At 56.8% G+C, this 12,837-nt stretch carries 11 protein-coding genes; all 11 read left to right on the forward strand.

The window, feature by feature from the left end; translation table 11 throughout:
- Positions 1-2: 2 nt before the first annotated feature.
- The 11 genes from GZH47_RS18235 (at position 3) to GZH47_RS18280 (ending at position 12,826) form a co-directional block, all read left to right on the forward strand.
- Positions 3-1,565 (forward strand): NADH-quinone oxidoreductase subunit N, encoded by a 1,563-nt coding sequence (locus GZH47_RS18235; RefSeq protein WP_162642417.1) that lies wholly within the window; start codon positions 3-5, stop codon positions 1,563-1,565.
- Positions 1,566-1,848: 283 nt separating this feature from the next.
- Entirely contained in the window at positions 1,849-2,685 is an 837-nt protein-coding gene (locus GZH47_RS34160; protein ID WP_225446120.1) for a hypothetical protein, read from the forward strand.
- Complete coding sequence (locus GZH47_RS18240; RefSeq protein ID WP_225446555.1) at positions 2,628-5,129, forward strand: S8 family serine peptidase; 2,502 nt, start codon at positions 2,628-2,630, stop codon at positions 5,127-5,129. Before GZH47_RS34160 ends, GZH47_RS18240 begins: the two co-directional genes overlap by 58 nt.
- Before the next feature lie 14 nt (positions 5,130-5,143).
- Positions 5,144-5,389, forward strand: coding sequence for a DUF1146 domain-containing protein (locus GZH47_RS18245; protein ID WP_162642419.1), 246 nt, complete (start codon positions 5,144-5,146; stop codon positions 5,387-5,389).
- 214 nt (positions 5,390-5,603) lie between these two features.
- Positions 5,604-7,016 (forward strand): UDP-N-acetylglucosamine 1-carboxyvinyltransferase, encoded by a 1,413-nt coding sequence (gene murA / locus GZH47_RS18250; protein ID WP_162642420.1) that lies wholly within the window; start codon positions 5,604-5,606, stop codon positions 7,014-7,016.
- 184 nt (positions 7,017-7,200) lie between these two features.
- A complete protein-coding gene (gene spoIID / locus GZH47_RS18255) occupies positions 7,201-8,394 on the forward strand; it encodes a stage II sporulation protein D (RefSeq protein ID WP_162642421.1) in 1,194 nt (397 codons plus the stop codon).
- 198 nt (positions 8,395-8,592) lie between these two features.
- On the forward strand, positions 8,593-9,258 hold the full coding sequence (locus tag GZH47_RS18260) for a M23 family metallopeptidase (protein WP_225446121.1): 666 nt from the start codon (positions 8,593-8,595) through the stop codon (positions 9,256-9,258).
- Between the two features lie 186 nt (positions 9,259-9,444).
- Positions 9,445-9,732: a sporulation transcriptional regulator SpoIIID gene (gene spoIIID / locus GZH47_RS18265; protein ID WP_090575384.1), complete on the forward strand. Its 288-nt coding sequence runs from the start codon at positions 9,445-9,447 to the stop codon at positions 9,730-9,732.
- A gap of 104 nt (positions 9,733-9,836) precedes the next feature.
- Positions 9,837-10,847: a rod shape-determining protein MreB gene (gene mreB / locus GZH47_RS18270; RefSeq protein WP_162642423.1), complete on the forward strand. Its 1,011-nt coding sequence runs from the start codon at positions 9,837-9,839 to the stop codon at positions 10,845-10,847.
- 186 nt (positions 10,848-11,033) lie between these two features.
- The gene (locus GZH47_RS18275; protein WP_162642424.1) at positions 11,034-11,900 is read left to right on the forward strand and encodes a flagellar hook-basal body protein; all 867 of its coding nucleotides are present in this window, start codon (positions 11,034-11,036) and stop codon (positions 11,898-11,900) included.
- Positions 11,901-12,004: 104 nt separating this feature from the next.
- Positions 12,005-12,826 (forward strand): flagellar hook-basal body protein, encoded by an 822-nt coding sequence (locus GZH47_RS18280; RefSeq protein ID WP_162642425.1) that lies wholly within the window; start codon positions 12,005-12,007, stop codon positions 12,824-12,826.
- Positions 12,827-12,837: the final 11 nt, after the last annotated feature.

Raw genomic sequence — 12,837 nt, forward strand, 5'->3', positions numbered from 1 at the left:
CGATGGACGCTGCACAACAACTGCAGTCACTCACTTGGAGCGATGCGGCCTATCTCGCCCCGGAATGGATTTTGATCGTAAGCATGATCGCGCTGGCGGTGCTGGACTTGTTCCTGCCGCGCCGTGCGATAACGGGCTGGCTGACGCTCGCCGGACTGCTGGTTTCGCTCGGAGCCGTCATTTATCGCTTGATCGATCTTGCGAATGCGGCGCCGCAGATGAACGCGAATGGGCAGCTGGCAAGCGCCGCCATACGAATTATGGCGGACAGCTACCGCATCGACTATTTCTCCAGTCTAATGAAGATCGTGTTCCTCGTGGCGACCGCGCTGATCGTGCTGATGAGCCTCGGCACGGTGAAACGGTCGGACATTCCGGACCGGGGAGAATTCTATTACTTGCTGCTGCCGGCCGTATGCGGCGCGATGATCATGGCATCCTCCGGCGACATGATTACGCTGTATATCGGACTCGAGCTGCTCAGCATCACCACCTACGTGCTCGTCGGCATTCGCAAGCATGCCGTGCAGTCGACCGAGGCGGCTTTCAAATACGTGGTAACGGGCGGAATATCCTCCGCGCTGCTGCTGTTCGGGATGTCTTACTTGTACGGCATCACGGGAGCGACCAACTTGGGAGCGATCGCCGAGGGCATCAAGACGCACGGCATTGATTATCCGGCCATGCTGTATGTCGCGTTCTTCTTCATTATCGCGGGCTTGGGCATCAAAATCGCGGCTGCTCCGTTCCATTACTGGGCGACGGACGTCTACCAAGGCGCGCCGACGCCGATTACCGCTTTCCTCGCGGTCGTATCGAAAGGCGCAGCTTTCGCCGTCATTTTCCGAATCGTCTACAATTTGGCATTCTATGCTTCTTCGCCGGGGAAACCGGTCACGCAAGACGTCTTCCTCGTCCTGCTCATATTGGCTGCCGCTGCGATGCTGATCGGTTCCACCATGGCGCTGCGGCAATTCAACGTCAAACGGCTGTTCGCGCTGTCAGGCGTCGCCAATGCGGGGTACATGCTCGTTCCGGTGGGCTTATCGATCAAAGGGATGCATTACTCCGGCGTCGGCGAATTCATCTTCTATCTGGCGGTCTATCTGCTAATGACGATCGGTGCGCTTTCGGTCGTCGCCGTCATTTCTAAATCCGCAGGGCACGAAGAGGTCGGCGGCTTTGCCGGCTTGTATTACAGGGCTCCGTGGACGGCGATCGCGATGATCGTCTTCGTGCTTTCCCTGGCCGGACTGCCGATTACGGGCGGATTCTTCGGGAAGCTGTTCATCTTGCTCGGAGCAGCGCAGTCCAAGGACTACTGGATCGCGGCCGTCATGGTCGTCAGCAGCGTCATTTCGTACTACTTCTACTTCGGTCTGATCCGCCAAATGTTCATGCGTTCCACGAGCGATGCGGACGTGCACGTACCGGTAACGAGCGGCATCGTCATCTGGCTGTGCGCGCTCGCGACGGTCGCGCTCGGCATCGTGCCAGGACCGGTGCTGGACTGGATCAACAGCCATTTCTCGCTCATGAACGATCTGTTCATTCCTTTTCAATAGTCCAACGGCCAAAGCATCTCTTGAAGCCTCCAGCCTCGATCGCCATCGGGGACTGGAGGTTATTTTTATGCGTGCGCGGCAATAAGATTATATGCTCCGGCCATCGAGCGTTCATACAATCTTCAAGCGTAAGTAAGCGGGCAGGCGCATATTTATCGATGTACTTGAAGCGGTAACCGGGACAATTGGCCTGTTTCACGCGAATTCAATAATTTGTCAAAAGGAAATCGGGGGTCCGGAAGCGAACAGTTTCAGATACCAAATTGCAGGTTAAAGGCAGATTATGATGAACAATAGCCATTGGAAAGCGAGATCCACGACCATATCATCCGATCCGAACTCCGTGCCTCGCGAGAGCTATTCCGTCATGCCCGGGGATAGCGGGAACCGCGCCCGGGTACCCTGCGGCGAAAGCGTGGAAGCGGAAGGCCCGCCACGCAGCCGCGCATGCGAAGAGAAGACATATGGGTGGCAAGGTCCAGGAAGTGAAGAGCTGCAGCGTCAAGGAAACGAAGAAGAGGCAGATGCGCTGCATCGGCATGGCAGTGAAGGGTCGCAGCGTCCAAGAGACAAAGCAGAGGCAGATGCGCTGCATCGGCAAGCAAGCGAAGAAGCGGCTGCTATGCCGCGCAGCCGTGAAACCCGCGCGGGCAGGGCAAAGGCGGCTTTGTCGCCCGCCGCGCCCCTGCTGCGCCTCGCGCTGCACGCCGGGCTCGCAGCGCTGCTGCTCGCGGGCGCCCCTGCGGAGGCGGCTTCGCTCGCCGCAGGGGCCGCTCCCGCGGCCCCGCCGCCTGCGGCGGCCGTGGCAGGCCGGCAGCGCCGCCTGCCCAAGACGCCGCCTCCGGCGGCCAGGATGAGCCGCAAACCTGGCTCATCAAATGGCGCGACCCCGCGCAGGCGAAGCCTCTGCGCGGCACGCGCGTGCTCCGCCGCCTATCGCTCCCGGCGGCGGCGGTGGACGTCGTCCGCCCCGCCGATTCCGGGGCGGACACGGCCGAGTGGCTTCTCCGGCTGCAGAACACGCCGGAGATCGCCTACGTGGAGCCGGTCGGCCGCGTGCAGATGCTGGCGGCCGAACCGGCGAGCAATGACCCGGAACTGCCGAAGCAGCAGTTCCTGAACCAGATCGGCGCCAAGCAGGCGTGGACGAAGGTCCGCGATCAGAAGGACATCACGATCGCGCTGATCGACACCGGCGTCGACCTCAATCATCCCGATCTCAAAGACAACCTCGTGCCCGGTACCAATCTGGTTGCTCCGGGCAAGCCGCCGGAGGACGACAACGGCCATGGAACCGAAGTGGCCGGCGTCATTGCGGGCGAAGGAAACAACAAGCTGGGCATTGCCGGCATTCTCTGGCATGCCAAAATCATGCCCGTCAAAGCGCTGGACGCCGATGGCTACGGCGACGAGGAACGCCTTGGCGAAGCCATTACCTATGCCGTCGACCATGGCGCGCGGATTGTAGTGCTTTCCGTTGGCCTGTATCGCTACTCGCCTTATTTGAAAGACATCGCCACGTATGCCGAGTCCAAAGGCGCATTGCTCGTTGCGGCAAGCGGCAACGACGGAGAAGTGCTGGGGGACAAAGCGAAGGTGAAGTATCCCGCCGCTTTTCCGACCGTCATGGCGGTAGCCGGCGCGACGCCCGGGGGCAGTCCCGAGACCCGGTCCAATGCCGGACCGGAAATCGATCTTGCCGCCCCCTGGCGCGTATATACGACGGCGCTTGGCGGAGGCTATACGCAGGAGGAAGGTACGTCGATGGCAGCGCCGCAGGTGGCGGCTGCGGCTGCGCTCGTCTGGGCCGTGCATCCCGAATACAAGCCTTACCAGATTCGGGGTCTGCTTCGCCAGACGGCGCAGGATATCGGCAACCCGGGCTTCGATAACGCGAGCGGATACGGACTGCTGCAGATCGACAAGGCCGTCACCGCGTCGCTGCAGGCCGACAGCTTCGAACCGAATAACAGCCGGCAGTCGGCGAAGCTTTTTCCGCTCGACACGAAGATTGCGGCTGAGCTGTCCGGCAGCGCGGATGCCGACTGGTACCGCATAGAAGCCCCGTACGACGGTACGGTTTCCATCCAGGTTCAAAGTCTGCCGGCCGCAGGGGAGAGCGTCCCGACGCTCGAGCTGACCCATGGCGGCGATACGTCCGACCAAAGCGTAAAACAAACGAAACTAAGCAACCAAACGGTGGAGTGGCACGTTAAGAAAGGGAGAAACGATTTCGAGGTGCGTTTATTCAATAGAAGCAGCAAGCAGAAGATGGCTTATTTGCTGACTTCCTCGTTCCAGATCGCGCCGGATGCTTACGAAATGAACGATAAGCAATACCAGGCGTTTACTTTACAGCCCAAATCGCAGCAAATCGTCGGCAACTTTCACCAGACCGGCGACCAGGATTGGTATGCGATTCATTTTGAGACCGGCGGTACGCTGAAGCTGTCCGTGACGACCGATTCCGCCCGTATGGACCCTGCGCTGGCGTACCAGCGGCAGGGCGGCACGCTGCTGGAAGAAGACGCGAACAGCGAAGGGGAAGGCGAGGCCACGGAGCCGATCGACATCTCGCCGGGCACTTACTACATTCGTATGCGCAATGCGATGTCGGCGCAGGCCAGTTCGACGGCATCGCAATATAAGCTGAACTTGCAATTCATTACGCGGTACGCCGATCCAAACGAGCCTAATGACAAATCGTACGAGGCAACCGGCGTTTCGCCGGGCGCCCGCTACTCCGGCGTCATTGGCGTACAGGGAGATGTAGATTGGTACCAGGTGAGGCTTGCCGCGGCCAGCATGGTCACCGTGCAGTTGAGCGGCATTCCCGCGGGCATATCGATGAAAGCAGAAGTGTTCGACAAACGTCAGAAGCAGGTAACATCGATGAAGTCGGCTCCGAGCGCTTCGGCCGTCGCCAAGGAACAGCGGCTGGAAGCCGGGCTTTATTACATCAAGGTGACCGCAAGCGCCGCCTTCGATAAGCAATATTACGGCCTGCAGGTAAAAGCGGAGACGCTGGTGGCCGGCTTCCGGGATATTGACGGCCATTGGGCGGAGTCGGCGATCGTGGCGTTGAACAAGAAGGGCATCGTCGGCGGCAGCGGCAACTACCGCTTTAACCCGGACCAAAGTATCTCGCGGGCGGAGACCGTTTCCATGCTCGCGAGGGCGATCAAGCCTCAAGGAAGCGCGTCGAAGGTGAAATTCAATGACGTGTCTGCTAGTCACTGGGCATATGCGTCCATCGTGAACGCGGCGGGGGCTGGCTGGATCGGCGGTTATCCTGGCGGCGGCTTCGGCCCGGGACGTCCCGTAACCAGGGAAGAAATGACCGTCATCCTGCTGCGGGCGTTGCATGTGCAGAGCGTGCGTCCGACGGCGGCGGCGTTCAACGACGTACCGGCCAACCGCTGGTCCGCGCCTGCCATTTGGACAGCTGCGCACAAAGGCCTCATGGGAGGATATTCGGACAATCGCTTCGAACCGGAGCGCCCGGCCACCCGGGCCGAGTTTGCTTCTGTGCTGCTGCGTGCGCTTAATGCGAATTTAGGATAGGGAGTCAATGGAAAATGGATCAAGTCGCCTCATCGGCCGGCATGCATGCTTTAATGTCGATCGTCATCGAATTGTTCAGCATCGCGCTCGCCTGGATCGTCATTCAGGAAATTAAATGGGATGCTATCATGAAACGACCTCGCGGCCCTCAAGTCCGTTTGGTGCAGATCGTGCTGTCCATCGTGCTGGGTCACGGTTTTGCTTCTTTCGTCCTGGCTTACTGGAACTGGTCGGGGCTGCTCAGGGGCATTGTCGAATAACAACCCGGAAACATGTTAACAATGGGTAATAGGTGACGGTACGAAACACGAAATCGCTTGCGAATGATATAAAATGCCGCTTTTTGGCAGGCGTAAAATAACGCTTGTCGATTCTTGTAAGCGGATGGTAAGATGTAGTTTGGGTATGAGGTGGGGTACCATTTCTTCCTATGTTAGGTTAAAGAATCTACTGCACGCGGAGGGAAACCTTAAGATGAGCAAAATAATCGTCCGCGGCGGCAAGCGACTATCCGGAACTGTCCGCGTAAGCGGCGCAAAGAACGCCGTATTACCGATTCTCGCTGCCACGTTACTCGCAAAGGATGGCGAAAGCGTCATTCATGACGTACCTTTTCTGGATGATGTCCAAACAATTCAACAAGTGCTTTCCGCGCTTGGCGGGAAGCTGACATATGATAATGAGACGATGCGCATTTCCGCCGAAAATCTCGTTTCGTTCGAAGCTCCATACGAGTGGGTGCGCAAAATGCGTGCTTCCTTCCTCGTCATGGGTCCCCTGCTCGCCCGTCTCGGACGCGCAAGAATTTCGCTGCCAGGCGGCTGCGCGATCGGAACGCGTCCGATCGACCAGCATTTGAAAGGCTTTGAAGCGATGGGCGCGGAGATCGCGCTCGGTCAAGGCTTTATCGAAGCCCGGACGGAAGGCAAGCTCAAGGGCGCCAAGATCTATCTGGATTTCGCAAGCGTCGGCGCGACGGAGAATATTATGATGGCGGCCGTGCTTGCGGATGGAACGACGACGATCGAGAATGCGGCGAAAGAGCCGGAAATCGTGGATTTGGCCAATTACCTGAACGCCATGGGCGCAATCGTCCGCGGCGCAGGCACGGGCATTATCCGCATCGAAGGCGTGGAATCGCTGAGCGGCGTATCGCATACCGTTATCCCTGACCGCGTAGAAGCGGGTACTTACATGATTGCGGCGGCCATGACTGGCGGCGACGTGCATATCGAAGGCGCGATCGGCGATCACTTGGCGCCCGTCATTTCGAAGCTGCAGGAAATGGGCGTTGCTATTACCGAGACGGACATCGGCATCCGCGTTACGGCGGCTAAGAAGCTGAAATCCGTCGATGTGAAGACGCTCCCTTATCCGGGCTTCCCGACCGACATGCAATCGCAGATGATGGCGCTGCTGATGGTCTCCGAAGGCACGAGCATCGTAACGGAAACGGTATTCGAGAACCGTTTCATGCATGTCGAGGAGTTCCAGAAAATGAACGCGCATATCAAAGTCGACGGTCGTACGGCGATCGTTTCCGGCGGCACGAAGCTGACGGGCGCGAAAGTGACGGCAACCGATCTGCGTGCGGGTGCGGCCCTTGTCTGCGCAGCGCTTTGCGCGGACGGCGAGAGCGAAATCACCGGCATCCACCATGTGGATCGCGGGTATGTGGATATTACAGGCAAGCTGGCATCGCTTGGCGCCGATATTCTCCGCGAGGAGAATACGGAATCGGCTCAGCCGCTCTACGTTAAGGTGCTGGAAGACGTTGCTGCCGCGCTTGAAGAAGCGGAGCCGGCAATCGTTGCCGCACGGACGCAGGAGCCGGCTAAACGGGAGAAAGAATTGCCTCGCATGAAAGCTCAGCCAACCTGGGCTTAATTCAAATCGTTGCCTCTTCCATGCTCCGAATCGTAAATTCAAGAAACCCTATTTTCGCTCCTTTCTCCGGGAGAAGTGAAAATAGGGTTTTTTGCTGCGCGTACTATCCTATCTTTTCGGTTCATAGACTGTCATAGGGAAGAAGTTTAGGAACAGAGAATCGAAGAACCGAAAGGAGCTGCGCATGAATCGAGCAAGATGGAAGGCCGGTCGCTCTTATCGTCGTCGATTTTGGACAAGGGGCTGGTGGCTCGGGTTTCTATGGGGATTGCTGCTCGTGCTGCTTGTGAAAGGGGCTGTCTACTTCCTGGCGCACGAGAGGGCGAAGGAGGAAGGACTGCGCCCGCCAACTCCCGCCTTTCTATCGGAATCGGCGCCTGCCGAGGCGGATAATACGATAGCGAACCCAACTACAGGAGGTAACGGTTCTACTAGCCCGGAGTCCGACGGTACCTCGCAGGAAGACGCGCAGGCGGCTTCCGGCTCGGCTGCGGACAAGCCGGCCGAGACGGTCAGCGACTATGACCGCTTATGGGTATCCGTCTACTTGACGGAAGAGAAGCGCATCGAGAGAATGCCGATCGAACTGTATGTGCGCGGCGTTCTGGCCGGCGAGATGCCGGTGGATTTCGAGCTGGAAGCGCTCAAAGCGCAAGCGATCGCGGCGAGAACTTACATTTACCGGCGATTGCTGACAGGCGACCGAAGCGGGCTGACGGATAAAGCGAAGAAGGCCGACGTGGACGATACGGTCATGAACCAGGTGTACGTTTCGCTGGGCGCGCTGCTGGGGCGTTGGAGCGGCTCGGAGAAGGAAGCGAATTTGCAGAAGCTGAACGAGGCCGTCGAGGGAACGAAAGGCTTGATTGTCACGTATGGCGGAGAGCCGATTCAGGCGTCATTCTTCTCGACCAGCAATGGTTATACGGAGAATGCATCCGACTATTGGAATGTCGACCTGCCGTATTTGCGCAGCGTAGCCAGCCCTTGGGATAAGGAGATTTCGCCGAAGTATGAAGAGAAGGTGACGATGAAGCTGAAGGAAGCGGCCGCGAAGCTGGGCGTGAAGACGGCCGAAGTCCGCAGCATGCGCATTCTCGACACGACGTCCGGCGAGCGGGTGAAGGACATCAAGGTCGGCGGCGAAACTTTCACGGGCAGGGAGATTCGCGAGAAACTGTCTCTCGCATCCTCGGATTTTGCCTGGACGATCGATGGGAATGAGATAAGCTTTACGACCAAAGGCTACGGGCATGGCGTCGGCATGAGTCAATGGGGAGCGGACGGGATGGCCGAGAACGGCGCAACCGCGCGGCAAATTCTGTCCCACTACTATTCCGGCGCGAAAGTCGAACCGGCTTCCGGCACCTTAAACTAGCTTCCTGCGACTCTATATCTGCGTTTCACCTTGAATCTCAAAAAATATAAATCCCTCACGTATAAACTGCTAGGTTTCGGCAACAATGGCTAGTGAGGTGATCGAACAATGAGTGATAACAAATCAAAGTTCAATGAAGAGGCTCCCAAAAATGCAATGGGAGGCAAAGCCGTCAAACCGTCTGCGTGGAGAAAACTGATGGCAAAGAAATGGGCAGCACCATCAGCATTTTTGGCCGCGGCAGCAATCATCGTAACCTTAATGTGGCTCTATGGGGGAGCTGGGGAAACATCGGACAAACCGGCCAGCACCAGCGTAGACGCTACTCAAGGGGTAACGGATGAAACGACGCTCGACGATCAAACGACGGATGCTGACAAAATGGTAGAGAAGTCGCAAGACGAGCTTATGAAATGGCCTGCCGACAAGAGTCAACTGGATGTATTGGCGCCGTATTACGACGTTCAGTCCAGCAGCGAGAATCGCGCAGCGGCTTTGATTCAAACGTACGATAACAAGTTCATCCCGAACATGGGGATCGACCTTGGCAAGAATGACGTGGCGTTCGACGTCAAAGCGGCACTGAGCGGCGTGGTTACGGTAGCCGAGAAAAACCCGATTAACGGCAACGTGGTTCAAATCAAGCATGCGAACGGAATGGTCACGATCTATAACAGCCTGAGCGACGTTCAGGTGAAGGTCGGCCAAGACGTGAAGCAAGGCGCCGTCATCGCGAAAGCGGGACGGGACGAGCTGGAGAAGGATCTGGGCGTCCACGTGCACTTCGAAGTACGCCAGAACGGCAAGCCAATGAATCCTTCGACGCTGATCGAAGCCGCTAGTTCCGGCACGGAAGCACAATAATATCGGCAAGGCGGCACGGGCCGCGAAACCTTCGGAAGGCAGGGATTTCCTGCCTTCTTTTTTGCTTTCTTGGAGCCGGAATGAAAATATTTGCAGTTCTAAGGCTTGTCACGCTTGGACATAAAGAATATCTACCCGTACCCCTCATATACTGTACCAAACTATCTCGAGTAGGGAGGCGGGAGCGTGCACGATTACATCAAAGAACGGACCATAAAAATCGGCCGTTGCATCGTCGAGACGAAGCACACGGTGCGGACGATCGCTAAAGAATTTGGCGTCTCCAAAAGCACGGTGCACAAGGATTTGACCGAGCGTTTGCCGGAAATAAATCCTGATTTGGCAGACCAGGTGAAGCACATTCTGGAATACCACAAATCGATCCGGCACCTGAGGGGAGGAGAAGCGACCAAAATCAAGTACAAGAAGAGCTCCGGACGCAAGCGTGAAGTGCTTGCTGCGGCAAAATCGTAAGCGATTTTTTCTACAAAAATAGAGGATTTTCGTTGATTTCAGCGAATACTATACTAGATGAGGATTGTACTCGACTATTATTCGCGCTGGAGGACTTTAGACGTATGTTTAGCAAGGATATTGGGATTGATTTGGGAACTGCAAACGTGTCCATTCATGTCAGAGGGAGAGGCGTCGTTCTGGATGAGCCTTCGGTCGTAGCGATCGAGAGCGAAACCAAACGCGTACTGGCCGTCGGTGAAGAAGCGCATCGGATGGTAGGACGGACCCCTGGAAACATTATTGCCATCCGACCGCTTCGGGACGGCGTCATCGCCGATTTCGAAATAACGGAAATTATGCTGAAGGCCTTTATTGATCGCGTGGGCGGCCGGTCTTGGTACAGCCGTCCTCGCATTCTTATTTGCGCGCCGACGAACATCACGTCGGTCGAGCAAAAGGCGATTCGCGAAGCCGCGGAGCGCAGCGGAGCAAAGGATGTCTTCCTGGAGGAAGAGCCGAAAGCAGCCGCGCTTGGCGCCGGAATGGACATCTATCAGCCGAGCGGAAACATGGTCGTCGATATCGGCGGCGGCACGACGGACGTTGCCGTGCTGTCGATGGGCGACGTCGTTACGGCCTCCTCGATTAAAGTCGCGGGGGACAAGTTCGACGAGGCGATCATGAAGTATATCAAGAGCAAGTACAAGCTCCTGATCGGCGAACGGACGAGCGAGGATATCAAAATCAAAATCGGTACCGTGTACGATAACGGCTTCCGGGACGAGATCGATATCCGCGGACGCGATATGGTGACAGGCTTGCCGCTTACGGTGACGATTTATTCGGACGAAGTGCGCGAAGCGCTCTGGGAACCGGTATCGTCCATCGTTTCGGCGGCCAAATCCGTGCTGGAGCGGACGCCGCCGGAATTGTCGGCAGACATCATCGACCGCGGCGTCATCTTGACGGGCGGCGGCGCGCTGCTGGGCGGTCTTGACGCGTTGCTTGCCGAAGAGCTTAAGGTTCCGGTGCTTATCGCCGAAGATCCGATGCATTGCGTTGTTAAAGGGACAGGCTTACTGCTGGACTATTTGGACCGCGTGCCTCGCAGAGCGGACAACGCGAAGCGCTAGGCCGGATGGAATAGACGGCAAGCCGAAGTTCGGGTAGGGCGCCATAGGGGGGCGCGCCGAGGGATGAAGGCTGCAGAATAGGTCTTAAGACATAGCGGCTGTCTATTCATCATGGAAAGGCGTTATCCGATATATACGATAGGTTATAGTAATCGGATAAGCGACAAGCGCCAGGAGGATGCTCCAATGTTAAGAGGTCTATATACGGCTGCTGCCGGAATGATTTCGCAGCAGAACAGACATGATACCATCACTAATAACATCGCTAACATTAATACGCCGGGTTATAAACAGAAATACGCGGTTACCCATTCCTTTCCGGATATGCTGCTGCACCTGACAGGTTCTAATGATATCGATAACGGCAAGTCGGTCGGTAAACTGAATACGGGCGTCTTCGCGGAAGAGAGCCTGCAGATCAACCTGCAAGGCGATCTGATGCAAACGAACCAGTTCAGCGACTTCGCTATCGTCTCGGATATCGGCGTGCCGGGCGTCAACTTCGATTCTTCCGGTAAAGCGTTAACGGCGGACGGTCAACTGATCTTCCAGCCGCAAGCGTTCTTCACGGTGCAGAACCAGGATGGCGAAACGCGCTATACGCGTGACGGCCAGTTCAAATTGGACGAACAGGGCTTCCTGACGCTTCCTGACGGCTCTCGGGTGTTAGGCGCCGACGGGAAACCTTTTCAGCTTCCTGCGGGCATGACCTTCAACGAGCTGTCTCTCACGACCGACAATCGGCTTGTTAATCCGGTGACCGGCCAGAGCGCGGGGCAATTGCTCCTTACGCGAGTGGACAATCCGAACAAGCTGGTTCGCGAAGGCGACGGCAAATTCAAGCTTGCGGACGGCGAAACGGTCGCGCGTCCGATCAATGCGGCAGATCGCGTCGAGGTGCGCCAAGGCTTCGTGGAACGTTCCAACGTGGATGCTTCCCAGTCGATGGTCGACATGATGTCTGCATCCAGAGCGTATGAAGCGAATCAGAAAGTCATTCAATTTTACGATAAAAGCATGGATAAAGCAGTCAATGAAATTGGACGCATTTAACTTCGCGTATAGCAACGCAGGGTGGGGGCTGGTCGTACTGATATGCAGCTTTAATGCGCATCATAGTAGTACTGCTCGCCTATGCAACCAAGGAGGCTAACGGAATGAACGGCTCAATGATTACTGCAATGGCGTCCATGAACGGACTGCAACAGAAGCTCGACATGCTGGCTGACAATATCGCGAATGTGAATACGGTCGGCTACAAGAAGAAGGTCGGTACGTTCGAAGATCTTCTGACGACGCTGAAGGAGCAGCCGGAGGCGTTTAACCAGCCTGGACGGCTGACGCCGATGGGATTCAACCAAGGCTGGGGTTCGCGCCTGACCATGGTGCAGCCAGACCTCTCCCAGGGGCCATTGCAGCAGACGGATCAACCGTTTGACGTAGCCATCGAAGGCAATGCCCTGTTCCAGGTTCAAGTCGACGATGCCGGCCATCTCGGCTATACCCGCGGAGGATCGTTCCAAACGAGCTTTACGAATAACGGCATCAACATCTTGACGACTAAAGAGGGTTACCCGGTATCTTCGACTAGCGGTCAACCGATTGAAATTCCGCCTGAAATGAAAGCAGTCAGCATCGATGCCTCCGGCAATGTGATCGGAACGTCGCCTGCGGGACAAATCGTTCAACTTGGACAGCTTCAACTCGTGCAAGTGGACAAGCCGGCGCTGCTGAACCAGGTATCGGATAATCTGTTCGCCATTGCGGACGGCGTGGCTACTGCTTCCGTCCTGCATGATGTAACAGCTAGTCCGGAATCGAAAATCGCCGTTAAACAAGGATATTTGGAGCAATCCAACGTCGTCTTGGCTGACGAGATGACGGATTTGATCAGCGTGCAGCGGGCCTATCAGCTTAGCGCCAGAGCGTTGACGTCGAGCGATACAATGATGGGGCTCGCGAACAATTTGCGCGCATAGGAAATGAGTGA

Source organism: Paenibacillus rhizovicinus, from assembly GCF_010365285.1.
Lineage (GTDB): Bacteria > Bacillota > Bacilli > Paenibacillales > Paenibacillaceae > Paenibacillus_Z > Paenibacillus_Z rhizovicinus.